Source organism: Pseudomonas sp. PDM31, assembly GCF_019218965.1.
Classification (GTDB): Bacteria; Pseudomonadota; Gammaproteobacteria; order Pseudomonadales; family Pseudomonadaceae; genus Aquipseudomonas.
Map to the genome: position 1 here is coordinate 81,006 of NZ_JAHUWS010000016.1, position 26,200 is coordinate 107,205.

Sequence of the window (26,200 nt, forward strand, 5' to 3'; positions counted from 1 at the left end):
ACCGGGTTGGCACGCAATCAGGGCCGCACAGCTACCTGTGGCGAGGGGGCTTGCCCCCGTTGGACTGCGAAGCGGTCGCAAAAACGGCTGGTCGGGTTTGTCTGGTGTCATTGGATTGGATAGTTTTGCGGCTGCTGCGCACCCGAGCGGGGGCAAGCCCCCTCGCCACAGGGAGCGTGGCGGCGATGTTTAGAAACAACAAAGCCGCCCGAAGGCGGCTTTGTCAGGTGCAGGGTCGAAGCTTAGTGCTTCTCGCCAGCCAGCTTGTGCTCGAGGTAGTGAATGTTCACGCCCCCTTTGCAGAAGCCTTCGTCACGAACCAGATCACGGTGCAGCGGGATGTTGGTCTTGATCCCGTCGACTACGATCTCGTCCAGCGCATTGCGCATGCGCGCCATGGCTTCGTCACGGGTTGCCCCGTAAGTGATCAGCTTGCCGATCAACGAGTCGTAGTTCGGCGGAACGGCATAGCCACTGTACAGGTGCGAGTCGACGCGAACGCCGTTGCCGCCTGGTGCGTGGAAATGCTTGACCGTGCCCGGGCTCGGCATGAAGGTTTTCGGATCTTCGGCGTTGATCCGGCATTCCAGCGCGTGACCGCGGATGACCACGTCATCCTGGGTGAACGACAGCTTGTTGCCGGCGGCGATGCTGAGCATCTCCTTGACAATGTCGATACCGGTGACCATTTCCGAAACCGGGTGCTCTACCTGAACACGAGTGTTCATTTCGATGAAGTAGAAGCGGCCGTTTTCGTACAGGAACTCGAAAGTGCCCGCGCCACGGTAACCGATGTCGATGCACGCCTTGACGCAGCGAGCGAAAACTTCCTGGCGAGCCTTCTCGTCGATGCCCGGTGCCGGCGCTTCTTCGAGAACTTTCTGGTGACGACGTTGCAGCGAGCAATCGCGGTCGCCCAGATGGATGGCGCTGCCCTGGCCGTCGGAAAGTACCTGGACTTCCACGTGGCGTGGGTTGGTCAGGAATTTTTCCAGATAGACCATCGGGTTGCCGAACGCCGCGCCTGCTTCGGAGCGGGTCAGTTTGGCCGAGGAAATCAGGTCTTCTTCTTTATGCACAACGCGCATGCCGCGACCACCACCGCCGCCAGCGGCCTTGATGATCACCGGGTAACCCACTTCACGACCAATGCGCAGAGCGGTTTCTTCGTCTTCCGGCAGCGGGCCGTCAGAGCCCGGAACGGTCGGTACGCCAGCGGCGATCATGGCGTGCTTGGCCGATACCTTGTCGCCCATCAGGCGAATGGTTTCGGCTTTCGGGCCAATGAACGCGAAGCCGGAGTTCTCGACCTGCTCGGCGAAGTCGGCGTTTTCCGCAAGGAAACCGTAGCCTGGGTGAATGGCGGTGGCGCCAGTCACTTCGGCTGCGGCGATAATTGCCGGAATGTGCAGGTAGGAGTGGGCGGCCGATGCCGGACCGATGCAAACCGATTCGTCTGCCAGGCCCAGGTGCATCAGTTCCTTGTCAGCCTTGGAGTAAACGGCGACGGTCTTGATGCCCATCTCTTTGCAGGCGCGCAGGATCCGCAGGGCGATCTCACCGCGGTTGGCGATCAGAACTTTTTCCAACTTCGCAGTCATCAAAGGCTCTCCGCGGTTCAAACGATGGTGAACAGCGGTTGGTCGTACTCAACCGGCTGGCCGTCTTCAACGAGGATGGATTCGATCACACCGCTGGTTTCAGCTTCGATGTGGTTCATCATCTTCATGGCTTCAACGATGCACAGGGTGTCGCCTTTCTTCACGGTCTGGCCGACTTCCACGAAGGACGGCGAGGTTGGCGAAGATTTGCGATAGAACGTACCGACCATCGGCGAACGGGCAACGGTGCCGTTCAGTACCGGTGCGGCAGGCGCCGCAGGTGCGGCAGCGGCAACCGGAGCGGCGGCAGCGGCTGGCGCGGCAGCCGGAGCAGGCATTGGAGCCGGTGCGTAGTACTGCTGAGCCGGGGTCTTGCTGTGACGACTGATGCGTACGGACTCTTCGCCTTCCTTGATCTCGAGCTCGTCGATGCCGGACTCTTCCAGCAATTCGATCAGTTTCTTAACTTTACGGATATCCATGAATCATCAACTCCCAAGGGTCGGTCAGGGGCGTTCAACGCTTGTTGTTCAAGCCGTTGCCTGTCTTTCAAGCTGCTCTAGTGCGGCCTCCAGGGCCAGTCGATAACCGCTGGCGCCAAGGCCGCAGATCACTCCCACCGCTACGTCGGAGAAGTAAGAGTGATGGCGGAAAGGTTCGCGTTTGTGCACGTTAGACAAATGCACTTCGATGAATGGGATGCTCACCGCCAGCAGCGCGTCACGTAATGCGACACTTGTATGTGTAAAAGCTGCTGGATTGATCAGAATGAAGTCCACGCCTTCGCCGCGAGCGGCATGAATGCGGTCGATCAATTCGTACTCGGCGTTGCTTTGCAGGTACAGCAGATGGTGGCCGGCTTCACGGGCGCGACGTTCCAGGTCCTGGTTGATCTGCGCCAGCGTCGTGGCGCCATAGGTGCCCGGTTCACGGGTGCCGAGCAGGTTCAGGTTGGGTCCGTGCAGAACGAGTAGCGTCGCCATCGGCTGTTCCTTGGTTATCTGTGTGCAGTTGTCAGAACCCGGCGACTATGCCGCAAAGCGTTTATGACTGTCCAGTTCTCTGCAATAGCCAGCACGATGACCGATGTTTGCGCGAAATATGTGACCGCTTGATTAAATCCGGTCATTCGCCCTGGCGACACGTTCGGCGAAGTCCGTTGCGTTGATCTCGCCGATCACCCGCACATCGCTGCGCTCGACCCCGTCCTTGCCGAAAAACATCAGGGCTGGTGGGCCAAACAGTTGATAGCGGTCGAGCAGGGCGCGCTGCTCGGCATTGCTGGCGGTGATGTCGAAACGAATCAGCCGATAGCCCTTGAGACGCTCGATCACGGTGGCGTCGTTGAGGACTTCACGTTCAATGACTTTGCAGCTGATGCACCAGTCGGCATACCAGTCGAGCAATACCGGGGTTGCGGAGGATCGGGCTTCGGCCAGCGCCCGGTCGAGGTCCGCGGGGGTGCTGACAGTTTGCCAGGCGTTGATGCTTGACGGCTGCGCAGCATTTTCGACGAGCCGTGGCTGACCAATCGGATTGAACGGATCGGTCTGTCCGCTGAACGCGCCGTACCAGCAGCTCAGGGCGTAAAACACCAGGAACATCCCGAGCAGTTGGCCCAGGCGTTTTCGCGGCGGCTTGTAGACGAACTCCAGCGCGCCCATGAACAATCCGACGCCACCGGCCAGCAGGCCGATCAACAGCAAAGTCACCTGGCCGGGCAGGACGCGACTGAGCAGGGCAATGGCCAGCCCCAGCAACAATACGCCAATCGCGTTTTTTACGTAGATCAGCCATGGCCCGCTTTTTGGCAGCCACGCGGCACCGCCCGTGGCCACCAGCAACAGCGGTGCACCCATGCCCAGACCGAGCATGAACAGTTTCAGCCCGCCGCCCAGGGCATCGCCGCTGGCGCTGATGTACAGCAGTGCGCCGGCCAAAGGCGCCGAGACACAGGGTGAAACCAGCAGGCTGGACACCACCCCCAGAACCGCGGCGCCCCACAATGAGCCGCCCTCGGTGCGACCGGCGATGCGATCCAGGCGGCTGCTGATGGCGTTCGGCAACTTGAGTTCGAATACGCCGAACATCGCCAGGGCGAACAGCGCAAAAAACATCGCGAAGGGCACCAGCACCCAGACCGATTGCAGTCGCGCCTGCAGATTGAGTTGGGCGCCGAACAGGCCCATGAGTGCGCCGAGCAGGGCAAAGCAGGCGGCCATCGGCAGGACATAAGCCAGTGACAGATTGAAACCGCGCCAGCCTCCGACCTGGCCGCGCAGCACTACACCGGAAAGAATCGGCAGCATCGGCAGTACGCAGGGGGTAAAGGTCAGGCCGATGCCCGCAAGGAAAAACAGCGCCAGTTCACGCCAGGTCCAGGCATAAGCCTGTGCCGGGCCACCACTGCCGTCGATGCTTAAACGCTCGGTTTCCGGCGGATAGCACAGGCCCTTGTCGGCGCAGCCCTGATAGGTCACGACGAGGGTGAAGGCACGTTGATCGGTGCGTGGCAGTTCTACATCGAGAATGCCGTGATAGACCTCGACATCGCCGAAATACTCATCGTGTTTCTTCTGACCGTCGGGCAACTTTGCCGCCCCGAGGGTGACGTCGGCTGGATCGGCGCGAAACTGGAATCGGTGGCGGTAGAGGTAGTAACCCTCGGTCGCGACAAATCGCAGCTTGATCGATTGCGGCGTGGTTTCAACCAGGCTCAGCTGGAAGGCTTCTCGCACGGGCAGGAAGTCGGCGCTGTTGTTGATCGAGCCGAGGGTCGAACTGGGCCGGCTCTCCAGCAGACCGGTGGCACTGGCCGGCAGGGCAAAGACTAAAAGCAGCAGGCAGAGCAAGCGGCGCATGACGATCTCGCGTATCGGAATTGGGGGGATGATAGCGGACGGTGGGCCGGTGTGCAGGGGGAGTTTTGCGGTGGTTTTTCTGACGCCTTCGCGAGCAGGCCCGCTCCCACAGGTGACCGCGTTCTTTCATGGGAATGCGGTCACTTGTGGGAGGGGGCTTGCTCGCGAAGACTATCTGTCAGACGCGGAAAGCCTGAACGGCTGTATGCAGCCGCCCACCCAACACCAACAGTTTTTCCCCCTGCTCACGCCCCTCACCGATACGCAGTAAATTATCCCCGCCCAACTGATGAATCCTTTCACTGTGGTCTCGGATCTCACTCACCGCGCCACTCTGCTGGGCCGTGGCATCGGCGATGCGTACGGCGGTGTCGGAAATGGTCTGGATAGCCCCAACGATCTTGTCCAGCGCGCAGTCGGCGGCCTGGGCCTGGCTGGCGGTTGCTTCGGCGTGTTCCAGCTGGGTGCGCATGCCCTCCACTGACTGTCGCGCGGCGGTCTGCAGGCCGGCGATCAGGCTTTGTATCTCGCCGGTGGCCCCGGCGGTGCGTTGGGCCAGCGAGCGAACCTCTTCTGCTACCACCGCGAAGCCCCGACCCATTTCCCCGGCCCGTGCCGCTTCGATGGCCGCGTTCAGGGCCAGAAGGTTGGTCTGCTCGGCAATCGAGCGGATCACCGTCAACACACCACCGATGGTGGCCGATTCCTCGGCCAGGTGTTCGATCATCTGTGCATTGCCTTGTACTTCACCCACCAGCGCGTGCAGGCCGGTGAGGCTCAGGCCGATGACCTTCTGCCCGTGCTCCACTGCCTGGCCGGCGTGGCGGCTGGCGTCGGCGGCCTGGCTGGCATCGCCGGCGACCTGTTGAATGGTCGCTTCAAGTTCGCTCAGGGAATCGCGGATGATTGCCGTGTCCCCGGCCTGATGCTGCGCCCCGTCGTGCAGGTCATTGCTCAGGTCAGCCAGGGTTCGGCTACTGCCGGCGACCTGTTCGGCGTTGAGGCGAATGGTGCCCACAAGGTCCACCAGATAGGCACGCAAGCGGTTGAGCGATGCTTGAATGTCATGCAGTTCGCGGTTGGTGTTGCCCAGTTGAATGTCGCGGCTGAAGTCGCCTTCGGCCCAGGTCGAGAGGGCCGGGGCGAGCAGGGTCAGGGTGCGGGCCAATTTCCGTTGCAGCGTGTCAATCAGCAGGGCGATCAACAGGATCAGACCGATCATCAACCCTTGCATCAGCCGCACTTCGCTCTGGATCTGCCCGTGCTGGGCGCGCACCACCGGTTCCAGCCCGGTGATGGCTTGTTGTACGCCGGCGATTTTCAGATGAGTTGCGCTGCTGAGGTCGGCACGTTTCTGAATCTGGTCACGGGTGCGCGAAAGTTCGGCCGGGTAGCGGGTGAGCAGGCTGTGGAGTTCGCGCTTGAGGCTGACACCGGCGTCTTCGGTCACAGCTTTTTCCGTGCTCTGCAGGCCCATCATCGAGGCGAAGTCATCGGTGTTCGATTCACTGCTGGCGGTGACGCCCAGCAGCGGGAGGCTGTCCAGTATCTCTGCCTGGGCCCTGATGCTGGCGACTTCTCGCTCGACGTCGGCGGCCAGTTCACTTCGTCCGCTGCTGACCAGTTTGTCCCGCGCCAGCGACAGTCTGCCCAAGTGCTGCGAGGCGACGAGCAAGGGTGTCAAGTACGCTGCGTTGCCGCTGGCGTACTGGCTCAATTGAGCCAGGCTGGCGCCGATTTCCCGTTCAGCCTGCAGCAGCAGCGCTTGCGGATCACCGGCAAGTTTGCCGGCGGCCAGCAGGTCGGTTCTGCTGAATTGCGCAAGGTTCGACAGGCTCGGGCGCAATGAGTCGGCCAGGTCTGGTGGCAGTTCGCCAAGTTCCTGTTGCAGGCTGTCGATGGCCTGGCTGGCGCTGCTCAGGCGCAAGGCATCGCCACTGCCCAGATACTCCTCAACGTTGCGCGCGACTTCATTCTGAAAGGTCTGCGACAGCTCCAGGTAGCGTTCCATCAGCAGATACGGGCGCTCAAGGGCTTTTTGCGACCACCATAACGTAGCGCCGAGGGCCACGCAGACGGCCACCAAAAGGAGGGTATTGAGATTGGTCAGCAGCTTCAGGCGCATTAAGGACTACCAACGGCAGAAATGGTGAGCGCCAGAAGTTATTGCGTTCCTGTTACAGAGTTATGACCGTATCGGTCGGATTTGATGAAAAGGTGGCACTTTGCTTTATCGCCTGTTCCGCCTGAATGCGGTTGCGACCGGCGTTCTTGGCACGATATAGCGCCTCATCCGCCTGACTGGCCATCAACAGGCTGTCTGAGTCATCACCGAGTTCAATTAGCCCGGCACTGAAGGTGCACCACAGGTCCTGAGGCTGAGCCGGGTAATGAATCTCGGCAAAGCGCTGACGGATTTCATCGAGCACGTTGTAGGCCGCTTCGATATCAGTGTCCGGCATGACGATGGCGAATTCCTCACCGCCATAGCGGCCGATGAAGTCGGTCTTGCGCAGACGTTGCTTGAGGAACAGCGCCAGGCTCTTGATCACCCGGTCGCCCATGGGGTGGCCGTGGCTGTCATTGACCCGTTTGAAGTGGTCGATGTCGAGCATCGCAAAACTCAGCGGCTTGTTTTCGCGGCGGGCGCGGAACGAGCAGTCTTCGAGCAATTGCAGTATGTGCGTGTGGTTGTACAAGCCGGTGAGGCTGTCGCGAACCATCCGTGCCTTGAGGTTGCGCGCCCGTGCCGCGCGGTTGCGCACAGTGGTGATCAGGTGACGGGGCTTGATCGGCTTGGTCAGGAAGTCGTCGCCACCTTCGCTCATGGCATCGAGTTGCTTGTCCAGGTCGTCTTCGGCCGACAAGTAAATGATCGGCACGCTGACATAGCGGTCGTTGTGGCGAATCACCTTGGCCAGTTCCGTACCGGTGCAGGCCGGCATGTACATGTCGAGGATGATCAGGTCTGGCTGGAAATCCGCCAGTTCGGCCATGGCCTGGATCGGTTCGATCAGGGTCCGGGTAATGATCCCCGCGCTGTTGAGCAGACGTTCGGTGTGCAAGGCCTGGGCGCGGGAGTCATCGATGATCAGCACTTTATAGGGTTCGTAGGGGGCGACGCAGGTCAGGACTTCGATCTTCTCCAGCAGGCTCGACGCTTCGAGGGTGCCGGTGAGGAATTCCCGGCCACCGGCGCGCACAGCAGCGAGGCGGGTCGGGGTATCGGTTTCGTGCAGGCTGAAGAACAACAGCGGCAGAAGATGATCAAGGCCTTCCTGGGCTTCGGCGGCCAGTTTGAGACCGACCCCGGGTCCGCTGAAGTCGACGTCCATGACGATCGCGGCCGGCAAACGCTCGGCCATCGAGGAGCGAAATGCGTCTACGCTGTCCAGGTACTGGGCGCTGAGCCCGAAGAATTCCAGTTGCTTGGCCAGGCGCTCGGCGCGGTCATTGTCCTGCAACATCACATAGATCGGCTTGCGCACAGGCGGCAGGAAGGTGTTGTCGAGATGGTCTGCATGGCGCAGACCGGTGCGTGACAAACGCTGCATCAAGCGATTGAGGTCTGTAATCAGATCGCTGCTCAGGCGTGCGCGATTGGCCTCGACAGCCTTGAGCGAATGACCGATCTGACGGGCCAGTTCAATGTGTTCCTGCTGCTCGAAACGTTCGGCGAAGCGCAACAGGCGCAAGTTGGCTTCACTCAATTGTGCCAGGTCAGCGCAGGACCATTCAGCGTGTTGCAGGCGCTGCCATATCTCAAGAATCTGACGAGCCTGATGAATTACCCGCTGGGCAAAGTGGTGCTTGAGACGCTCGCGGCTGGGATCTTCTGGCTCGGTCATATCCTGACTACTAGTTAGGGGGTACGCTGAGATCGACTGGTGGCTCTATGCTAGCACCTCTTTTCAATGACATGAGAGGTGTAGGGTAATTATCTGTAAACCGACCTCATTCAGTTTGTGACTGGTCGGTCCGCTCCTGGCTCGTAAAATCAGGCCTTTGGCCGATCAAATGCCTCTTTCAGAGCGATCCGCGCAAAGAGGACTTTGAGTGTTTCTGGTCTTGCGCAGGGGCAAATCTGCGCGCTTTTTTGGGCGCTGGTACCTAAGGGATTCCCTGATGGGACCTGATCATGACCAACAAGTCTGCGTCAAGGTTGGCGATGGGTGTCCCGGTTACGAGTTTTTCGTCCGCCCGCCCGGTAATTTCCGCCAACAACGCATTGGCGGGTGCCGGGCAAAGGCACGTTGTTGTATGGTTGTGGTCGAACCGTGAACTCAAGTAATTGAAAGGATATCGCCATGCTGGACTGGAAAAACCGCGAAGGCAGTGCGCCTGAACGTGCCGCTGAACCCAAGTCGGCCACCCGCAGTTATCTGGGCGGCCTGTTGTTCAGCCGGGCGCTGGCTACGCTGGTCGTTCTTTACCTGCTGGTGACGATTGCGCTGGGCTGGTACTGGAGCCAGGAACCCGCGTTGTTCCCGGTCCAGCAAACCGCACAGATGGCTGCCGAGAGAGAAGGCAAGCAGATGGTCATCGGCTACACCACGGTGGAAACCCTCAAGACCGTTGCCGGTACTTTGTTGGCCAAGCCGGGTGGCTATATATCCAATGACCGTTTCCCGCCGGGACTGTGGATGGACAACATGCCGAGCTGGGAGTACGGCGTACTGGTGCAGGTTCGCGACCTGAGCCGCGCCCTGCGTAAAGACTTCGCCCGTTCGCAATCACAGTCCGCCGAAGACGCCGATCTGGCCAAGGCCGAACCGCGTTTCAACTTCGACAATAAAAGCTGGGTGCTGCCATCCAGTGAGTCCGAATACCAGGAAGGCATCAATTCCCTGAGCCGCTATCAGGCGCGCCTGTCTGATCCGAACCAGAAGGGTGCGCTGTTTTATGCCCGCGCCGACAACCTGAACAACTGGCTGGGTGATGTCGGGACGCGCCTGGGTTCGTTGTCGCAACGATTGTCGGCCAGTGTCGGCCGGGTCAAGCTCAATACCGCCTTGAAAACCGAGGTTGTAGCCCCGGGTGAAGTGCCGCAGGTCGACGAGGAAATCGTCGAAACACCATGGATGCAGATCGACAACGTGTTCTACGAAGCCCGCGGTCAGGCCTGGGCCTTGTCCCATTTACTGCGCGCCATCGAAGTCGACTTCGCCGATGTGCTGGCGAAAAAGAACGCCACGGTCAGTGTGCGCCAGATCATTCGTGAACTGGAGGCGTCGCAGGAGGCTGTATGGAGCCCGATGATCCTCAATGGCAGCGGTTTCGGCGTGCTGGCCAACCACTCGCTGGTCATGGCCAACTACATCTCCCGGGCCAACGCCGCAGTAATCGATTTGCGTCAATTGCTCAATCAGGGCTGAGTCATGGTTGATAGCTGCGCCGATAACTTACGCGAGGCCGCGCACCGGGCGGCCTCTGATGCCGAGCAAATCGCCTGGGTCGACGAGCAGGACAATCCGCTCGGGTCCCTGGCCCGTTCGGACCTGCGTGAGCGCGGGCTGATCGGGCGCGGCACCTACATCATGTTGTTCAACTCCGCCGGGGAGTTGTGCGTGCACCGGCGCACCCTGAGCAAGGCGATCTACCCCGGCTACTGGGACGTGGCAGCAGGCGGCATGGTGCTCGCCAGTGAAACCTATGCCGAGTCCGCGGCCCGTGAGCTGGAGGAGGAGTTGGGTGTCAGTGGTGTGGAACTGACCGCCCATGACCATTTTTTCTTTGAAGACACCGGCAATCGCCTGTGGTGTTCGGCGTTTTCCGCGGTGTGGGACGGGCCGTTGATCCTGCAACCGGAAGAAGTGCTGGAAGCGCGTTTCATCCCCATCGAACAGGTGATGCTGGAAATCCAGCAGAAGCCCTATTGCCCGGACTCCCTGGCAGCGTTGAAGCGTTATCTGAAGGCTAAACAAACCAGCGTCGCAAAAGAGCTATAAATTGGCGCCGATTGGCTCTTAGCAATCGGCGTTTTTGCCGTTACACTGCGCGACCTTTTCAAACTGAACCGGTATGGCTGTAACTGTAGGAGCGAGCCTGCAGGGTTATACCGTTTCAGTAGCGCTGCCCCTGCCTGAGTGGGGCTTCGCGGTCGATGGCACCTGCCCGGGTTGCTGCGACCAGTCTTTGTCCTCCAAAGAGGATTGCCGGTGGCCAAAAAAGCCGCATCCTTCGCCGCCCTCGGTGGCCTGGTATTTTCCACCGACGCAGGTCGTCATTGCCCGGAATGCAGTAAACCGGTGGACGCCTGTATCTGCAAACAGACCGTTATCCCGGCCGGCGACGGCGTTGCTCGCGTGCGTCGCGAAAGCAAGGGCCGTGGCGGCAAGACGGTGACTACCATCACCGGCGTGCCGCTGGCTGAAGACGCGCTCAGGGAACTGGCGACCACGTTGAAAAAGCGTTGTGGCACAGGCGGAGCGTTGAAAGACGGGATCATCGAAATCCAGGGCGATCATGTCGAGCTACTCTTGGCGGAGCTGATCAAGCACGGCTTCAAAGCGAAGAAGTCCGGCGGCTAGCAGCCTCTGTGAAACCCACCCCCGGCTTGACCGGCCTCGATTGCATTCGGGCCCGGCGCCGTCTACATGGTTTTCACAGAGCCTGTTCATGACCGGTATCTAAACTCGTAGCGGTCGGCGGGGTCTATGACCTCGTTGACCAACCGTCATTTTCATTCTTTAGACTGCGCCGGCCTGAACCCAGGCGACGCACTATGACTTCTTTATAGGGGACTTCGATGTCCGTACGACGCACACGCAAAGACGATGGCAGCCAATGGACAGTTGCGGACAGCCGCAGTGTTTACGGGATTCGCCATTGGGGGGCCGGGTATTTCGCGATCAATGACGCCGGTCGCGTCGAAGTTCGTCCGAACGGTCCGAGCAGCTCGCCTATCGACCTGTTCGAGCAAGTCGACCAGCTGCGCAAGAGCGGCTTGTCCTTGCCGCTGCTGGTACGGTTCCCGGATATTCTGCAAGACCGCGTGCGTCAGCTGACCGGTGCGTTCGACGCCAATATCGAGCGTCTGGAATACCAGAGCAAGTACACCGCGCTGTACCCGATCAAGGTCAACCAGCAAGAAGCGGTGATCGAGAACATCATCGCCACCCAGAATGTCTCCATCGGTCTGGAAGCCGGCTCCAAGCCTGAGCTGCTGGCGGTGCTGGCACTGGCGCCGAAGGGCGGCACCATTGTCTGCAACGGCTATAAGGACCGCGAGTTCATCCGTCTGGCGCTGATGGGCCAGAAGCTCGGCCACAACGTGTTCATCGTGATCGAGAAAGAGTCCGAAGTCGGCCTGGTGATCGAAGAAGCGGCGTCGCTCAAGGTCAAGCCGCAGGTCGGCCTGCGCGTACGCCTGTCGTCCCTGGCCTCGTCCAAGTGGGCGGACACCGGTGGCGAAAAATCCAAGTTCGGTCTGTCGGCGGCGCAGTTGCTGTCGGTCGTCGAGCGCTTCCGCGCGGCCGGTCTGGACCAGGGCATTCGCCTGCTGCACTTCCACATGGGCTCGCAGATCGCCAACCTGGCGGACTACCAGCACGGCTTCAAGGAAGCCATCCGCTACTACGGCGAACTGCGCAACCTCGGCCTGCCGGTCGATCACATCGACGTCGGTGGCGGCCTGGGCGTGGACTACGACGGCACACACTCGCGTAACGCCAGCTCGATCAACTACGACATGGACGATTACGCCGGTGTCGTGGTCGGCATGCTCAAGGAATTCTGCGACGCGCAGAGCCTGCCGCATCCGAACATCTTCTCCGAAAGTGGCCGCTCCCTGACCGCGCACCATGCCATGCTGGTGATTCAGGTGACCGACGTCGAGAAACACAACGACGAAATCCCGCTGATCGAAAACAAGGAAAACCTGCCGGAAACCGTGCAGTGGCTGGTGGACCTGCTGGGTCCGACCGACATCGAGATGGTCACCGAAACCTACTGGCGCGCCACGCACTACATGAGTGATATCGCGTCGCAGTACGCCGACGGCAAGCTGACCCTGGCCGAGAAAGCCCTGGCCGAGCAATGCTACTTCGCCGTGTGCCGTCGCCTGCACAATTCGTTGAAGGCGCGTCAGCGTTCGCACCGTCAGGTGCTCGACGAACTCAACGACAAGCTGGCCGACAAGTACATCTGCAACTTCTCGGTGTTCCAGAGCCTGCCGGACACCTGGGCCATCGACCAGGTACTGCCGATCATCCCGCTGCATCGCCTCGATGAAGAGCCGCTGCGTCGTGCGGTGCTGCAGGACCTGACCTGTGACTCCGACGGCAAGATCAACCAGTACGTCGACGAGCAGAGCATCGAAACCAGCCTGCCGGTGCATGGCCTGAACGAAGGTGAGGATTACCTGCTGGGCGTGTTCCTGGTGGGGGCTTACCAGGAAATTCTCGGTGACATGCACAACCTGTTCGGTGACACCGACTCGGTGAACATCTACCAGAACGCCGACGGCAGCGTGTACCACGCCGGTATCGAGACCCATGACACCATCGAAGACATGCTGCGCTATGTGCACTTGTCGCCGGAAGAACTGATGACCCACTACCGCGACAAGTGCGCCAGTGCCCGCATCAGTGCCAGCGAGCGCACGCAGTTCCTCGATGCCCTGCGCCTGGGGTTGACTCGTTCGTCCTACCTGTCTTCCTGAGGTCAGGGACGCGCTGACCAGATCGTCTGAATTTTTTTCCGGTTTCTGCGGAAATTTCAGATGATCTGGTGCGGCATCTCTCTTTATCCCGTAGGAAATTTCCACGCTGCGGCGATCAAAGCAAAAACGTCCTCTTTTCGCGTAGGCCGTTTCCTAAGTTGTACTTCTGCCCTCTACTCGGCCATGTCTCTCGGCGAGAATCCCCGGCCGCCCCCCCAGTAGAGAAATGCCGATGTCCAATCCAGTCAGCGAGCCCTCATTTCGTCTGGATGTAGCCGGTCTGCCCGATCCCTTCGAGGTCCTTGCCTTTACCGGTAAAGAGGCTGTCAACGAGCCGTTTGTGTTCGATGTCGAACTGCTGATCCATGACTCGGTGCCTGACCTTGCCAGCTTGTTGTATCGGCCGGCCACTTTGTACTTCGGGCCGCCAGGAAGCTGCATCTGCGGACAACTGCATGAACTTGTCCAGCGTGACCAGGGCCAGGGGAGCAGGCTTTGCCAGATCCGTCTGGGGCCGAAGCTGGCGTGTCTGGGCCAGCGCTTCAGCCAGCGGATTTTCAGTGGCCGTTCGGTGCCGCAAATCATCGATCAGGTGCTAAAGGAACACGGCATCGTCGGCGATGACCGACGCTTCGAGCTGGAAGGCGATTATCCATTTCGCGATTTTTGTACGCAGTACAAGGAGTCGGATTTGCAGTTTCTCCAGCGCCTGTGTGCCGAGGAACAGCTTGATTACCACTTCGAACACCTGGCGCGTCGACACCGCGTGGTGTTCCGTGATGATCGGCAGCAACTTCCCCTGAGCGAGCGTGCGTTGTTTCGTAGAAAGGGTGAGCAACCGGCAGTACGTGAGTTCGAACTTCAGTGCTCCACGGATTCTGCGGTGCAGTTTGCTGATTGCCGTACGGACCTGGCGACCTTGCGCAGCGGGCAACTGATGCCGCTGGCCGATCACCCGGTTGCCGAGTGCAATCAGCGCTGGTTGCTGACCCATATCGAGCATCGGGGCAGCCAGGATCCGCTGACGCCTTATTACAATCAGGTTCGCGCCCTGAGTGGGCGTATTCCTTTCGAGCCACCCCGTTCAGTCACCAAGCCACGCATGCACGGTCTACAGCGGGCATGGGTGGTGGAAGTCGATGAACTGCGCCCGGCTCCCGGCAGACCGGTACCGGTGCAATTCGACTGGCTGTATCAAGGCGAAGGGGCGACCCCCAGCCACTGCTGGCTGCCCCTGGCGGCCGATTTGCAGGCGCTCACCCTGGAGTCACTGCGAGAAGGGACCGAAGTGCTGGTGAGCTTCATCGACGGAGATCCGGACCAGCCTTTGATAACCAGCCTGCTTCACGTCCCGCAAGCCGACGAGGCAGCGAGCGCCCTCATGGCGCAGTGCCCGGCAACTGTCCAGGCCGGTCTGCAGCAATGGCTGGGCTCCGGTGAACCGCTCATGTTGCTGTGCCTGCTACCCGGTGGTGGCAGCTTCAACCATTGCGAACAGACGCTTTGCACTTGTCGTGCAGCGCTGGGGCTCGAACATGGTGGTCGGGCATGATCACCACGCAAATGCCCACCCCACGCCCCCAGTGGCTGTTGCTGGATGTGCCGGGTTCGCCAGGGGTGGTGACGGTCTTGCAGCAGACCTTTGTGCAAGCCCGGCGGTTCTGGCTGTTCGAGGGCACCGAGTGGCATGCGCTGCATGAGCACGGACCTGTACTCGTTGATCTGCGCACATGCCCGGCGCTGGCTGATTTATGCCTGGTCGACGGGCAACGCTGGCGCGGCTTGCTGATTGTCAGCCAGACCTCGGAGCTGACGCTGCTGGCGCACTTGCGACGGATGCTCACGGTCACTGTCGGCGTGCATCGGGCCCTGTTGAGTTATTACAATCCGAACACGGCCAGTTACTTCTTTGATGCTTGTGATGCGGTGGAGTTGAGTCGCTGGCTAGGGCCGATCAGCCAGCTACGTTGGTTCGGTGGCACCTGGGCCGACCGTGCGATCGGTTGCGAAGGCTGGCAGCGCCTGCTGAATCCGGCGCTGGCGGTTACCCCCTTGGCCGTTGAGGAAAGCCTCAGTGCCTGGCAACGGGAGAAGCTGCAAACCTGCCTGCTCGAACAACATGCCTGGCGCTGGAGTCGATCCAGCGGGATCGATTTCACCCGCCTGTGGCCCCTGCTGCAGGAAGGGCTGACACTGGGTTTCACTGAGCGTGCAGTGCTCGATGGCTGGATCTGGCTGCGCATGCAGTTCCCCGCGGCGATACCTGTGCCGCCGATGTCGGGGCTGACTCAACAGGAGCGCCTCGATAGCCTGCGTCAGTTATGGCAGAACAACCAACCCTGAACGCAAATCGATGGCGAGCCCATGCCGGTTCAGTGCGTTGCGTGGGCAAACCAGCCATCGTCGCGCTGCAGGCGCCAGGCGATGACACCCAGGGTCAGGCTGCGCAGCAACATGAATACCAGAAAGGTTATCCACAGGCCGTGGTTGCCCCAATCCTGCAATCCCCAGCCAAACGGTAATACCAGCACCACCGTCAGCAGCATGCCGTTGCGCATCTCTCGGGCGCGGGTGGCGCCGATGAACAGTCCGTCGAGCAGGTAACTCCAGACGGCAATCAACGGCAGCGCGGCGAGGTAGGGCAGGTAGATGAAGGCGGTGTCGCGCACGCTTTGAATGTCGGTCTGCATCTCGATGAACAGATGCCCGGCGAATAGAAACAGCACGGCAAAGCCCAGACTCGCCAGCAACGACCAGCCACAGGCCACCACCAATGAACGGCGCAGGGCATCGCGGTCGCGGGCGCCGATGGCATGCCCGCACAGGGCTTCCACCGCATGGGCCAGGCCATCCAGCGCATGGGCGGTCAGCAGCAGGCCGTTGAGCAGCAGCGCGTTGGCGGCGACGGTAGCGTCGCCCAGCCGGGCGCCTTGCACGGTGATCAGGAAAAACACCGATTGCAGCGCCAGGCTGCGGATGAAGATATCGCGGTTGACTGCCAGCAGCGGGCGCCAGCTCTGCCATACCGCCAACATCGCCCAGACGATATGCCCCGGGTAGGCGCGCAGGGCCTTGCGGGTCATCAGCAGACCGATCAGCGCACCGGTCCATTCGGCTATCACCGAAGCCCTGGCCGAGCCGACCACGCCCCAGTCCAGCCCGAGGACGAACCACAGGTTGAGGGCAATATTGACCAGGTTGGTGCTCAGCAGAATCGCCAGCGGTGCCCGGGCGTTCTGGGTGCCCAGGAACCAGCCGACCAGCGCATAGCTGGCCAGCGCGGCGGGCAGGCCAAACAGCCGGGTGTGAAAGAACTCGCGGGTCAGTTGATCAAGCTCGGCCGACGGCTGCATGAAATGCAGCGCGATACCACTCAAGGGAACGCCGAGCGCTCCCAATACGACGGCCAGGCCCATGGCCAGCAACAGGCCTTGCAACAGAATCTGCCGCAGCGCCGCACCATCCCCGCGCCCGGCGGCCTGGGCGGCGAACCCGGTCGAGCCCATGCGCAGAAAGCCCATTGCCCAGGCGAGAAAGGTATACAGGCTGGCGCCGACCGCGACGGCGCCGAGTTGGTGGGCATGGGGCAGGTGGCCGATGACGGTGCTGTCGACCAGCGCCACCAGCGGCACGGATATGTTGGAGAGAATCATCGGCGCGGCAAGCGCCCAGACCCGGCGATGGGTGGGGCGGTCGCGCCAGTCGGTGGTCAGGTTGGACATGCAGGCTCCTTGGGGGAGCGGGCATTGTATCGACACATTTGCAATCTTCCGTATTCCATTACGCAAGCGGTGTCAGTGAATTATCCAGCTCAATAACCAGAGCCCCAGCATCAACCAGATGATCCCCATGATAATCGACGCATTGAGAAAAGCGCGGATTGCCGACCACAGCAGCACCAGGCCGAGGATCAGGGTAATGATGCTGACGATGGAGGTGTCCATGCCCAGGGCGTTGGACAAACCTTCGACAAAGTTGCTGCTGGCCTGGCTCAGCAGATTGAACAGCCCACTGAGGCCATCAACGACGAAGCGGATGATCGAGCCCAGTAACTGACCGAGCCATTCGGAAAAACCTTCTACCTGCATGGAGTGACGTCCTGATCAAAGAGAGGCATGGTTGCCAGATTTGAGCTTGGGCTGTCGATCATGGCACCGAGTTCCCTGCAGAGGCTGCCCAAAGCTGCGATCTTTTCGATTATGACGCAAAGTCCTCGGGATGACGCTGCCACTTGCCTTCACTGCCCATCCCCCCGAAGCTATACGCCTTCAGGAGAACCCGATGAACCTTGTTGAACTGACCGAACGCCTGCACGCCATCCGTGATCGCAATGACTGGCGGCAATTTCACAGCCCGAAAAACCTGGCCATGGCCGCGAGTGTGGAAATGTCCGAGCTGGTGGAGATTTTCCAGTGGCTGAGCGAAGACCAGTCACGCCAGTTGCCGGCGGAAAAACTGGCGCATGCCGGTCAGGAAGTTGGCGACATCGTGCTGTATTTATTGCTGCTGTGCAGCGAGTTGGGGCTGGATATGGAAGAAGTGGTGCGCAGCAAACTGGCTGACAGTGAACGGAGGTTCAGCTGATGAGCGACCGTCATTTCGATCAACTGGCGACCCGTTTCGCTGAAAAAATCTACGGTGGCGCCAAAGGTGCCATCCGCCTGGCGGTGTTGCAGGCGGACCTGGCCGAAACCCTGCCGGACCGGCCGCTGCGAGTGCTGGACATTGGCGCCGGCCTTGGCCACATGTCTTTATGGTTGGCCCAGCGCGGCCATCAGGTGACCCTGGCCGAACCCGCCGAGCCGATGCTTGAAGGTGCCCGCCAGCGTTTCGCCGAGGCCGGCCAGACCGCGACCTTCATTCAGGCGCCATGGCAGGAGTTGCTCGGCCAGCTCACCGAACCCTACGATCTGGTGCTGTGCCACGCGGTGCTGGAATGGCTGGCTGAGCCCCACGCGATCCTGCCGGTCCTGCATCAATTGACCAAGGCGGACGGCTGGCTGTCCCTGGCGTTCTACAACCGCGATGCGCTGATTTACCGCAACTTGCTCAAGGGCCACTTTCGCAAGATGCGCAAGAATGACATGGCCGGCGAAAAGCAGAGCCTGACCCCGCAGCAACCCCTTGATCCGCGCGAACTGGCGGCGCAACTTGAAGGTCTGTGGCGGGTCGAAACTCAGAGTGGGGTGCGGGTTTTTCACGATTACATGCCGGTGGAGTTCCAGGCCCGCGCCGAACTGGTGGATCTGCTGGAAATGGAACTGGCTCACCGCCGTCACCCAAGCTTTGCCGGGCTCGGGCGTTACTTGCACTGGATTTGCCGGCCGATCTGATCGGAGCGCGAAATGATGAGTCGTTCAGCTGTGCTGGTGTTCTGCCTGGGGTTGGCGGCCTGTCAGGGCAGCAACCCTTATGTGGCCAGCTCCAGGCCCTTGCCACCGGCGCCACCCCAGGCGGCCAATACCTTCGACCATAGCGCCTATCCTGCGCCGATCCGGAACTATGGACAGTACCGCAGCTGGGCCTGGCTCGACGGGCATCCGCCACCCGGCACGGTCTGGGCGGACTCGGCCCAGGTCGCCGAAGCGGTTAGCAGTGCGCTGGATCAGCGAGGGTTGCGACCGCTGCACGGTAACCGTCCGGCAGACCTGTTCGTCAGCGCCGACCTGCGCATGGAAACCCGCTTGCGTCAGGTTCAGGATGACTACTACGGCGGAGTCTATGGCGGTTATGGTGGCTACAACCACGGGTACGGCTCGGGCTACGGCATGTACACCGCCGTGCCGATTGTTCGCACCTATTCGGAACAGGTCATGGTGGTCCAGGTAGACCTGTATGACGCCCAGAGCGGCCAGGCCATCTGGAGTTCCAGCGCCGAGACTGGCAATGCTGACAGCGAAAGCAAGCGGGTCGATGCCATTCGTGAGGCTGTGGAAAAGGCAATGTCGGCGTATCCTCCTCATTAACTTCTGTAGATAAGAAGCATTTCGCATCGTTGTTTTTCAACCGGAGAACCATCATGTTTCGCCGTCTCGCTTTACTGGCAGTGGCCGCGTTGCTCAGTGCCTGCGCTGCCAACCAGGTCAATCATGACTTTGATGCCAGCCGTGATTTTGCGGCTTACCACAGCTGGAGCTGGAAAGAGCCCGCCGTGCAATACCGCCCCGATGATCCACGGATCCAGAGTGACCTGACCGATCAACGCATCCGCCAGGCTGTTACCGACCAGCTCGATTCCCGTGGCTTGCGTCAGGCAACCGCCGACGCCAAGGGTGACTTGAATGTGCAGACCTACCTGATTGTCGAAGACCGACAACAGCAGGTGACCACCAGTTATGGCGGCGGTTGGGGTAACCCGTGGAACGGTTACTGGGGCGCGCCGATGTATAACGAAACCCGCAACGTCAACTACAAGGTAGCGACCATCCAGATCGACATGCTCGATGGCAAGGACGGCAGACTGGTGTGGCGCGGCAGTGATGAGCAGATGCTCAGCCGCACGCCGAACCCCTCGGATCGAAGCAATGCCATCCATGAAACGGTCACCCGGATTCTGGCCAACTACCCACCACGATAAGCCCCTCCTGCCTACCCTGTGGGAGCGGGCTTGCTCGCGAAAGCGATTTCTCATTCAAGGCAGGGTCGCCTGAGAAACCGTATTCGCGAGCAAGCCCGCTGCCACAGGGTTCATTTTTGGATCTTGAGTGGCGAGTTGCCGGCAGCCATGGCCACCTTTGTCTACACTGCTTCTCACCAACGGAGGTCGAGCCCCGCAGTGCGTCGGCAAAGGAGTGCGCCATGTCTCCCCGCATGCAGTTTCGCGGCCCGGCCCGACAACAATGGCCTGGTCGAGGCGAGTGAGACTGCCGGGCGGAACCGTGCGCAGATTTTCCAGGGCCACGTCGGCGGCGCTGATTTGCGCGAACGGCGCAACACCATTGACGAGCACGACCACGGGCTGGCGGACGAGGTCCTCCGCTGGCGCAGGTACCGCGATGGCGGGGGCTGGTGCGGTGGCGACGGTTGGAGCGATAACGGTTGCTCGATCTTTTCCGCAAGCCGATCTACCACGTGCGACTGCTGGAAACCCTGAACAATCTGTTTCCGCAGCCGCAGGTTTATCTGGTCAAAAGCTGAGTCTTCCCTGAAACGTGCGCCCTCAGGCGAGCGGTTGCCAATGCCCGACCATGTGCTCCAGATCCCCGGCGCCCGCCAGGCGCAAGTCCCCGCTCGACCCTGCCGCGCTGGCCAACAAGGTCACCTCGCTGGGCAAGCGCACCGGTTTTTTGAACTGCACGGCGATGTCGACATTCGACACAGCCAGTTGCTCGCCCAACGCAGCCAGCGTGCGTGCCTTGAGCCACAGACCATGGGCGATGGCGGTCGGGAAACCGAAGAGCCTGGCGCTCGCGGCGCTCAGGTGAATCGGGTTGTAATCGCCCGATACTCTGGCGTATTGCCGGCCAATGTCCGAGGGTGCTTTCCAGTCTTCAACTTCGCTTAACATCAGGGTCGATGCCAGCGCCTCCTCGACCGGTTCACCATCGAGTTTGACTCCGCGGCAGAGCATCTGGCTTTGCGCCTCCCACAGCGTGCCCAACTGATCGTCAAGGGTTGTCACCAGATCAAAGGTTGCGCCTTTGGCGTGGGGTTGCAGGTTCTGCACCTGCACGCTCACCCGGGCGCGACTCACTCCACCCAGTGGGCGCAATACGCGGATGCGATTGCTCAGGTGAATCAACCCCAGTAGCGGGAACGGAAAGTTGCTGGCAGTGAGCAATTGCATCTGCAGGGCAAAGCCAAGGATGTGCGGATAGGTCGGTGGCAGCAGGCCGTTATCAGCGAAACCACAAACCTTGCGGTAAGCCGCCAGACGCTGCGGATCGACGTCCACCCAGCAGCGCAAACCTGAGTCGGGCAGGGTCGTGCCGGTGATTTTGCGTCGCGTCGCCGCCCGCGCATACAGCCCCGGCAGACTCGGTTCGCGGTTGAGTGTGTGCCAGTCAGTGATCATGGCTAAGCCCCCAGAACACTTTGTCCACACACGCGCAGCGCTTGCCCGGTGAAGGCGCCGCTACCCGGTTGCGCGAGCCACGCCACGGCTTCGGCGACGTCTTGCGGCAGGCCGCCCTGGCCCATGGAGCTCATGCGCCGCCCGGCTTCGCGCAGGGCGAAGGGAATGTGTGCGGTCATTTGGGTTTCGATAAAGCCCGGCGCCACGGCGTTGATGCTGATGCCACGCTCATTGAGCAAGGGCGCCCAGGCCTGTGCCAGGCCAATCAGTCCGGCCTTGCTGGCGGCGTAATTGGTTTGCCCGCGATTGCCGGCGATGCCGCTGATGGACGCCAGCAGAATCACCCGGGCGTTGTCGTGCAGGGTGCCGCTGTCGAGCAGGGCTTTGGTCAGCACTTGCGGGGCGTTGAGGTTGACCGCGAGCACGGCGTCCCAGAATTCCGGGGTCATGTTGGCCAGGGTTTTGTCCCGGGTGATGCCGGCGTTGTGCACCACGATGTCGATGCCGTCGGGCAACTGTTCGACCAGTTGCGTGGCGGCGTCTTTGGCGCAGATGTCCAGGGTGACGCTGCGGCCACCGAGGCGGGCGGCGAGGGCGTCGAGATCGGTTTTGGCCGGTGGCACGTCAAGCAGGATGACCTCGGCGCCATCCCGGGCCAGGGTCTCGGCGATGGAGGCCCCGATACCCCGCGCGGCACCGGTGATCAGCGCCTTGCGTCCGGCGAGCGGGCGCGTCCAGTCGCTCACCTGGGTCTCGCAGGGAGCCAGGCGAATGACCTGTCCGGAGACGAATGCACTTTTCGGCGAAAGGAAAAACCGCAACGGGCCTTCCAGTTGATCCTCGGCGCCTTCACCGACATAAATCAGCTGCAGGGTGCCACCGCTGCGCAGTTCCTTGGCCAGCGAACGACTGAAGCCTTCCAGGGCACGCTGTGCGCTGGCGGCGAACGGTTCGGTCAGGGTTTGTGGATCGCGTCCGAGGATCACCAGGTGTGCGCAGTGCTCCAGATTTTTCATCAGCGGCTGGAAGAATTCGCGTAGCTGTTTGAGCTGATCGGTGTGCGTCAGGTCGCTGGCATCGAACACCACCGCTTTGAGTTTCGGACCATGACCGGGGATCCAGGCGGTCGCCGTCGAGGGTTCGGTGCCGTAGCTGTAGATGGCATCGGTCAGGCGGTTGGCGAAGGCGCTGACTTTTTCCGCCAAGGGCCCGCCGCCGATCAGCAGCGCACCTTCCACAGGCCGCAGCCGGCCTGCTTGCCAGCGCTCCAGGCGGGTTGGCGAAGGCAGCCCCAGGGCGCCGACCAGGCGATGGCCGATGGATGAGTTGGCGAAGTCGATATAGCGGTCAGACATGGAACGCACTCCAGCAGCTGGGGTTCAAAGTGTGGACCATGAACGGCGATCAGTCGTTCGATTCACCATTTAAGGCCTACGCTTGGTAACAGCAGAGTAGTTTGACCACGGGATTCGGCTAGCACCTCAACCTTTGTGGGAGCGGGCTTGCTCGCGAAAGCGCCAGCACATTCAACATCTTGGTTGACTGATCCACCGCTTTCGCGAGCAAGCCCGCTCCCACAGGGGGAAGGTGTTGAAATCAGATAATTTGTCAGGAGCTTCTATGACCCAGCTGCGCCGTGTCGCGATCATCGGCGGTAACCGGATTCCCTTCGCTCGCTCCAACGGTCCGTATGCCACGGCCAGCAATCAGGTGATGCTCACCGCCGCGCTGGAAGGTCTGATCGAGCGCTACAACTTGCACGGCCAGCGCATCGGAGAGGTGGTCGCGGGGGCGGTGCTCAAGTTGTCCCGGGACATGAACCTGACCCGCGAATGCGTGCTCGGCTCGCGGCTGTCACCCGCGACCCCGGCTTATGACATTCAGCAGGCCTGTGGCACCGGGCTGGAAGCGGCATTGCTGGTGGCGAACAAAATTGCCCTGGGGCAGATCGAGTGCGGCATTGCCGGCGGTGTCGATACCACCTCGGACGCGCCGATCAGTGTCAACGAAGGCCTGCGCAAGATTTTGCTGCAAGCCAACCGGGCGAAAACCACGGGCGACAAACTGAAGACGTTCCTGCAATTGCGCCCCCGTCATCTGGTCCCCGAGTTTCCGCGCAACGGTGAGCCACGCACCGGTTTGTCCATGGGCCAGCACTGCGAACTGATGGCCCAGACCTGGAACATTGCCCGCGAAGACCAGGACCGGCTCGCGCTCGAGAGCCATCAGAAACTGGCGGCGTCTTACGCCGAAGGCTGGCACAACGATCTGATGACCCCCTTTCTGGGGCTTACCCGCGATAACAACCTGCGGCCCGACTCGACTTTGGAAAAGCTCGCGGCACTCAAGCCGGCCTACGAAAAAAGCGCGAAGGGCAGCCTGACGGCCGGCAACTCGACGCCGCTGACCGATGGCGCGTCCCTGGTGTTGCTGGGCAGTGAGGAATGGGCGAAGGAGCGCGGCTTGCCGATCCTGGCGTACCTGCGCGACGGTGAAGCGGCAGCGGTGGATTTCGTCAACGGAGCTGAAGGCTTGTTGATGGCGCCGGTCTATGCGGTACCACGCTTGCTGGCGCGCAATGGCCTGACGCTACAGGACTTCGACTATTACGAAATCCACGAAGCTTTCGCCGCGCAGGTGTTGTGCACCCTGAAGGCCTGGGAGGATCCCGAGTACTGCAAAACCCGGCTCGGCCTTGATGCGCCATTGGGGTCGATTGATCGGAGCCGGCTTAACGTCAAAGGCAGTTCCCTGGCGGCAGGGCATCCGTTTGCGGCCACGGGTGGGCGCATTGTTGCCAACCTGGCGAAGTTGCTGGATGCGGCGGGCAGGGGGCGGGGGTTGATTTCGATTTGCGCGGCAGGAGGGCAGGGGGTGACGGCGATACTTGAGCGTTGACTGCAAGGGCCACCCTCACCCTAACCCTCTCCCAAAGGGAGAGGGGACTGACCGGGTTGTCTGGACGATATACAGCGACCTGAGAGCCTGAGTTGAACTCAGGTTTTGAACTGCATGAGGATCAACTCGATTTCCCTATTTCCCAAAGGGAGAGGGGACTGACCGGGTTGGCTGGACGATATACAGCGACCTGAGAGCCTGAGTTGAACTCAGGTTTTGAACTGCATGAGGATCAGCTCGATTTCCCTCTTTCCCAAAGGGAGAGGGGAATGACCGGGTTGTCTGGACGATGTACGGCGACCTGAGAGTCTGAATCGAACTCAGGTTTTGAACTGCATGAGGATCAGCTCGATTTCCCTCTCTTCCGGAGGGAAAGGGGACTGACCGAGTCGTCTGGACGATGTACGGCGACCTTAGAGCCTGAGTCAAACTCAGGTTTTGAACAGTTTGAAGATCTGCTCCCTTTCCCCCTCTCCCCTTGGGGGAGAGGGCTGGGGTGAGGGGGGCTTTTAAAGGTTCTTCGCCGACTATCAGGTACGAAACCGCCGCATCAACCCGTCGAGCTCATTCGACAACCCGGCCAGACTCTGGGAGTCCAGGTACGCCGAGTTCGCCAGTTCCGCCACCCACTGTGTATCGCTGTGGATCTGGCTGATGTGCCGGTTTATGTCTTCGGCCACTTGATGCTGTTGCTCGGCTGCCGTGCCGATCTGGGTGTTCATGTCACGGATCACGTCCACCGACTCGCGGATCTGCCCGAAGCTGTTACGCGCCTCACTCTTGGTCAACCCCGGGTCCTGAGTGCGGCATCGCTGGTTTTGGCGCGATTGTCAGACACGTCACTTTGTCACCAAGAGCTTCGGCTGCGGTCGAAGGAAATTGAGGATTACCGGGAAAAATCCTGCCTATGTGATGAGTTGCGTTGCCAGCTTGTGTCGGAAATGCTTGTCTTAGGTCGGCAACCCCTCCCCCCGGCGAGTGGATTGCCGTATAACGAATGACTTTCGCGTGTTTGGTAATAAAGGACCCATAATAAAAGCTGATGAAGACTCCAAAACGCATTGAACCCCTGATCGAGGACGGTCTGGTCGACGAGGTGCTGCGCCCACTCATGAGTGGTAAAGAAGCAGCTGTTTATGTGGTGCGCTGCGGTAACGAGTTACGTTGCGCGAAGGTCTACAAGGAGGCGAATAAACGCAGTTTCCGTCAGGCGGCCGAGTATCAGGAAGGCCGCAAGGTGCGCAACAGCCGTCAGGCCCGGGCGATGGCCAAGGGCTCCAAGTTTGGCCGCAAGGAAACCGAAGACGCCTGGCAGAACGCCGAAGTGGCGGCGCTGTTCAGGCTGGCCAGTGCCGGCGTGCGGGTACCCAAGCCGTTCGATTTCCTCGAAGGCGTGCTGCTCATGGAGCTGGTGGCCGACGAATACGGTGATGCCGCGCCGCGCCTGAACGATGTGGTACTGGAACCGGATCAAGCGCGCGAGTATCACGCGTTCCTGATCTCGCAGATCGTGCTGATGTTGTGTACCGGCCTGGTGCACGGCGACCTGTCCGAGTTCAACGTGCTGCTGACGCCTACGGGGCCTGTGATCATCGACCTGCCCCAAGCGGTCGATGCGGCGGGCAACAACCACGCGTTCAGCATGCTGGAGCGGGATGTCGGCAACATGGCGTCCTACTTCGGGCGGTTTGCCCCGGAGCTGAAAAAGACCCGGTACGCCAAGGAAATGTGGGCCTTGTACGAGGCCGGCACCTTGCACCCGGCGAGCGTCCTGACCGGGGAGTTCGACGAACCGGAAGAGCTGGCGGATGTCGGCGGGATCATGCGTGAAATCGAGGCTGCGCGCCTGGATGAAGAGCGCAAGCAAGCGGTGCGCGCGGCTGATGACGCGCCGCCAGGCAAGACTGAAGAACCGCCTCCGCCTTGGATGCAGTGATGGGCTAAAGAAAAACCCGGCTTCGGCCGGGTTTTTTGTGGGTGTCAGTTATTTCGTGGGGTGTCAGTCAGATTCTTCCCTCACCCCAGCCCTCTCCCGGAGGGAGAGGGAGCCGACCGAGTTATTGGCAAGAATCACTGCAACCTTAAACTTTGAGTCGAACTCATTACTTGAAGCGCCTCACTCCAGCCCTTTTCCTCCGGGAGAGGGCTGGGGTGAGGGGTGGGT

Annotated in this window: 22 protein-coding genes and 2 pseudogenes; 13 read left to right on the forward strand and 11 right to left on the reverse strand. The window is 60.9% G+C overall.

Annotated features, from left to right (window positions below):
- Positions 1-242: 242 nt before the first annotated feature.
- The 6 genes from accC to KW839_RS25295 form a co-directional block, all read right to left on the reverse strand.
- Positions 243-1,601: an acetyl-CoA carboxylase biotin carboxylase subunit gene (gene accC / locus KW839_RS25270; RefSeq protein ID WP_218425791.1), complete on the reverse strand. Its 1,359-nt coding sequence runs from the start codon at positions 1,599-1,601 to the stop codon at positions 243-245.
- A gap of 17 nt (positions 1,602-1,618) precedes the next feature.
- The gene (gene accB, locus KW839_RS25275) at positions 1,619-2,083 is read right to left on the reverse strand and encodes an acetyl-CoA carboxylase biotin carboxyl carrier protein (RefSeq protein WP_060542820.1); all 465 of its coding nucleotides are present in this window, start codon (positions 2,081-2,083) and stop codon (positions 1,619-1,621) included.
- A gap of 48 nt (positions 2,084-2,131) precedes the next feature.
- Positions 2,132-2,584 carry a type II 3-dehydroquinate dehydratase gene (gene aroQ / locus KW839_RS25280; protein ID WP_060542821.1) on the reverse strand — a complete coding sequence of 151 codons (453 nt, stop codon included), beginning with the start codon at positions 2,582-2,584 and terminating at the stop codon, positions 2,132-2,134.
- A 132-nt stretch (positions 2,585-2,716) separates the two neighbouring features.
- Positions 2,717-4,462, reverse strand: coding sequence for a protein-disulfide reductase DsbD (locus KW839_RS25285; RefSeq protein WP_218425792.1), 1,746 nt, complete (start codon positions 4,460-4,462; stop codon positions 2,717-2,719).
- 178 nt (positions 4,463-4,640) lie between these two features.
- On the reverse strand, positions 4,641-6,587 hold the full coding sequence (locus KW839_RS25290; RefSeq protein ID WP_218425793.1) for a methyl-accepting chemotaxis protein: 1,947 nt from the start codon (positions 6,585-6,587) through the stop codon (positions 4,641-4,643).
- Between the two features lie 52 nt (positions 6,588-6,639).
- The gene (locus KW839_RS25295; RefSeq protein WP_218425794.1) at positions 6,640-8,310 is read right to left on the reverse strand and encodes a PleD family two-component system response regulator; all 1,671 of its coding nucleotides are present in this window, start codon (positions 8,308-8,310) and stop codon (positions 6,640-6,642) included.
- A gap of 459 nt (positions 8,311-8,769) precedes the next feature.
- Here KW839_RS25295 and KW839_RS25300 point away from each other — a divergent pair, with 459 nt between their 5' ends.
- The 6 genes from KW839_RS25300 (at position 8,770) to KW839_RS25325 (ending at position 15,467) form a co-directional block, all read left to right on the forward strand.
- Positions 8,770-9,837 carry a DUF2333 family protein gene (locus tag KW839_RS25300; protein ID WP_060542825.1) on the forward strand — a complete coding sequence of 356 codons (1,068 nt, stop codon included), beginning with the start codon at positions 8,770-8,772 and terminating at the stop codon, positions 9,835-9,837.
- A gap of 3 nt (positions 9,838-9,840) precedes the next feature.
- A complete protein-coding gene (locus KW839_RS25305) occupies positions 9,841-10,410 on the forward strand; it encodes an NUDIX hydrolase (RefSeq protein WP_060542826.1) in 570 nt (189 codons plus the stop codon).
- Positions 10,411-10,620: 210 nt separating this feature from the next.
- Positions 10,621-10,992 (forward strand): translation initiation factor Sui1, encoded by a 372-nt coding sequence (locus KW839_RS25310; protein WP_060542827.1) that lies wholly within the window; start codon positions 10,621-10,623, stop codon positions 10,990-10,992.
- 218 nt (positions 10,993-11,210) lie between these two features.
- Positions 11,211-13,124, forward strand: coding sequence for an arginine decarboxylase (gene speA / locus KW839_RS25315; RefSeq protein ID WP_060542828.1), 1,914 nt, complete (start codon positions 11,211-11,213; stop codon positions 13,122-13,124).
- 232 nt (positions 13,125-13,356) lie between these two features.
- Positions 13,357-14,676 (forward strand): type VI secretion system Vgr family protein, encoded by a 1,320-nt coding sequence (locus KW839_RS25320; protein ID WP_218425795.1) that lies wholly within the window; start codon positions 13,357-13,359, stop codon positions 14,674-14,676.
- Positions 14,673-15,467, forward strand: a complete 795-nt coding sequence (locus tag KW839_RS25325; protein WP_218425796.1) for a DUF4123 domain-containing protein — start codon at positions 14,673-14,675, stop codon at positions 15,465-15,467. Before KW839_RS25320 ends, KW839_RS25325 begins: the two co-directional genes overlap by 4 nt.
- A 29-nt stretch (positions 15,468-15,496) precedes the next feature.
- On the opposite strand, the gene KW839_RS25330 is transcribed toward KW839_RS25325, so the two are convergent.
- Together KW839_RS25330 and KW839_RS25335 are read right to left on the reverse strand one after the other, a co-directional pair.
- The gene (locus tag KW839_RS25330; RefSeq protein WP_218425797.1) at positions 15,497-16,846 is read right to left on the reverse strand and encodes an MATE family efflux transporter; all 1,350 of its coding nucleotides are present in this window, start codon (positions 16,844-16,846) and stop codon (positions 15,497-15,499) included.
- Positions 16,847-16,918: 72 nt separating this feature from the next.
- On the reverse strand, positions 16,919-17,212 hold the full coding sequence (locus tag KW839_RS25335) for a hypothetical protein (protein ID WP_218425798.1): 294 nt from the start codon (positions 17,210-17,212) through the stop codon (positions 16,919-16,921).
- Positions 17,213-17,405: 193 nt separating this feature from the next.
- Between KW839_RS25335 and KW839_RS25340 the strand changes: the two genes are divergently transcribed.
- The 5 genes and pseudogenes from KW839_RS25340 to KW839_RS25360 all read left to right on the forward strand — a co-directional run.
- The gene (locus tag KW839_RS25340; protein WP_060542833.1) at positions 17,406-17,708 is read left to right on the forward strand and encodes a MazG-like family protein; all 303 of its coding nucleotides are present in this window, start codon (positions 17,406-17,408) and stop codon (positions 17,706-17,708) included.
- On the forward strand, positions 17,708-18,457 hold the full coding sequence (locus KW839_RS25345; protein WP_218425799.1) for a methyltransferase domain-containing protein: 750 nt from the start codon (positions 17,708-17,710) through the stop codon (positions 18,455-18,457). Before KW839_RS25340 ends, KW839_RS25345 begins: the two co-directional genes overlap by 1 nt.
- 12 nt (positions 18,458-18,469) lie before the next feature.
- The gene (locus tag KW839_RS25350) at positions 18,470-19,090 is read left to right on the forward strand and encodes a DUF4136 domain-containing protein (protein ID WP_060542835.1); all 621 of its coding nucleotides are present in this window, start codon (positions 18,470-18,472) and stop codon (positions 19,088-19,090) included.
- A gap of 53 nt (positions 19,091-19,143) precedes the next feature.
- Positions 19,144-19,701: a DUF4136 domain-containing protein gene (locus KW839_RS25355; RefSeq protein WP_218425800.1), complete on the forward strand. Its 558-nt coding sequence runs from the start codon at positions 19,144-19,146 to the stop codon at positions 19,699-19,701.
- 458 nt (positions 19,702-20,159) lie between these two features.
- A pseudogene (locus KW839_RS25360) lies at positions 20,160-20,261 on the forward strand (response regulator); the annotation flags it as partial.
- Between the two features lie 22 nt (positions 20,262-20,283).
- Here the strand turns inward: KW839_RS25360 and KW839_RS25365 are convergent.
- Positions 20,284-21,138: a MaoC/PaaZ C-terminal domain-containing protein gene (locus KW839_RS25365; RefSeq protein ID WP_218425801.1), complete on the reverse strand. Its 855-nt coding sequence runs from the start codon at positions 21,136-21,138 to the stop codon at positions 20,284-20,286.
- 2 nt (positions 21,139-21,140) lie between these two features.
- A complete protein-coding gene (locus tag KW839_RS25370; protein WP_218425802.1) occupies positions 21,141-22,493 on the reverse strand; it encodes a 3-oxoacyl-ACP reductase in 1,353 nt (450 codons plus the stop codon).
- 265 nt (positions 22,494-22,758) lie between these two features.
- Here KW839_RS25370 and KW839_RS25375 point away from each other — a divergent pair, with 265 nt between their 5' ends.
- Positions 22,759-24,036 (forward strand): acetyl-CoA C-acetyltransferase, encoded by a 1,278-nt coding sequence (locus tag KW839_RS25375; protein ID WP_218425803.1) that lies wholly within the window; start codon positions 22,759-22,761, stop codon positions 24,034-24,036.
- 530 nt (positions 24,037-24,566) lie between these two features.
- Here KW839_RS25375 and KW839_RS25380 read toward each other — a convergent pair.
- Positions 24,567-24,812 (reverse strand): annotated as a pseudogene (locus KW839_RS25380) (chemotaxis protein); the annotation flags it as partial.
- A 266-nt stretch (positions 24,813-25,078) separates the two neighbouring features.
- Between KW839_RS25380 and KW839_RS25385 the strand changes: the two are divergent.
- A complete protein-coding gene (locus KW839_RS25385) occupies positions 25,079-25,972 on the forward strand; it encodes a PA4780 family RIO1-like protein kinase (RefSeq protein ID WP_060540525.1) in 894 nt (297 codons plus the stop codon).
- Positions 25,973-26,200: the final 228 nt, after the last annotated feature.

Coding starts and splice junctions, on each gene's coding strand:
- KW839_RS25365 (WP_218425801.1), bottom strand. CDS start 21,138: ATGATCACTGACTGGCACACACTCAACCGCGAACCGAGTCTGCCGGGG.
- KW839_RS25330 (WP_218425797.1), bottom strand. CDS start 16,846: ATGTCCAACCTGACCACCGACTGGCGCGACCGCCCCACCCATCGCCGG.
- KW839_RS25350 (WP_060542835.1), top strand. CDS start 18,470: ATGATGAGTCGTTCAGCTGTGCTGGTGTTCTGCCTGGGGTTGGCGGCC.
- KW839_RS25320 (WP_218425795.1), top strand. CDS start 13,357: ATGTCCAATCCAGTCAGCGAGCCCTCATTTCGTCTGGATGTAGCCGGT.
- KW839_RS25375 (WP_218425803.1), top strand. CDS start 22,759: ATGACCCAGCTGCGCCGTGTCGCGATCATCGGCGGTAACCGGATTCCC.
- KW839_RS25300 (WP_060542825.1), top strand. CDS start 8,770: ATGCTGGACTGGAAAAACCGCGAAGGCAGTGCGCCTGAACGTGCCGCT.
- KW839_RS25340 (WP_060542833.1), top strand. CDS start 17,406: ATGAACCTTGTTGAACTGACCGAACGCCTGCACGCCATCCGTGATCGC.
- KW839_RS25285 (WP_218425792.1), bottom strand. CDS start 4,462: ATGCGCCGCTTGCTCTGCCTGCTGCTTTTAGTCTTTGCCCTGCCGGCC.
- KW839_RS25385 (WP_060540525.1), top strand. CDS start 25,079: ATGAAGACTCCAAAACGCATTGAACCCCTGATCGAGGACGGTCTGGTC.
- KW839_RS25370 (WP_218425802.1), bottom strand. CDS start 22,493: ATGTCTGACCGCTATATCGACTTCGCCAACTCATCCATCGGCCATCGC.
- aroQ (WP_060542821.1), bottom strand. CDS start 2,584: ATGGCGACGCTACTCGTTCTGCACGGACCCAACCTGAACCTGCTCGGC.
- KW839_RS25335 (WP_218425798.1), bottom strand. CDS start 17,212: ATGCAGGTAGAAGGTTTTTCCGAATGGCTCGGTCAGTTACTGGGCTCG.
- KW839_RS25295 (WP_218425794.1), bottom strand. CDS start 8,310: ATGACCGAGCCAGAAGATCCCAGCCGCGAGCGTCTCAAGCACCACTTT.
- KW839_RS25290 (WP_218425793.1), bottom strand. CDS start 6,587: ATGCGCCTGAAGCTGCTGACCAATCTCAATACCCTCCTTTTGGTGGCC.
- KW839_RS25305 (WP_060542826.1), top strand. CDS start 9,841: ATGGTTGATAGCTGCGCCGATAACTTACGCGAGGCCGCGCACCGGGCG.
- speA (WP_060542828.1), top strand. CDS start 11,211: ATGTCCGTACGACGCACACGCAAAGACGATGGCAGCCAATGGACAGTT.
- accC (WP_218425791.1), bottom strand. CDS start 1,601: ATGACTGCGAAGTTGGAAAAAGTTCTGATCGCCAACCGCGGTGAGATC.
- KW839_RS25325 (WP_218425796.1), top strand. CDS start 14,673: ATGATCACCACGCAAATGCCCACCCCACGCCCCCAGTGGCTGTTGCTG.
- accB (WP_060542820.1), bottom strand. CDS start 2,083: ATGGATATCCGTAAAGTTAAGAAACTGATCGAATTGCTGGAAGAGTCC.
- KW839_RS25345 (WP_218425799.1), top strand. CDS start 17,708: ATGAGCGACCGTCATTTCGATCAACTGGCGACCCGTTTCGCTGAAAAA.
- KW839_RS25355 (WP_218425800.1), top strand. CDS start 19,144: ATGTTTCGCCGTCTCGCTTTACTGGCAGTGGCCGCGTTGCTCAGTGCC.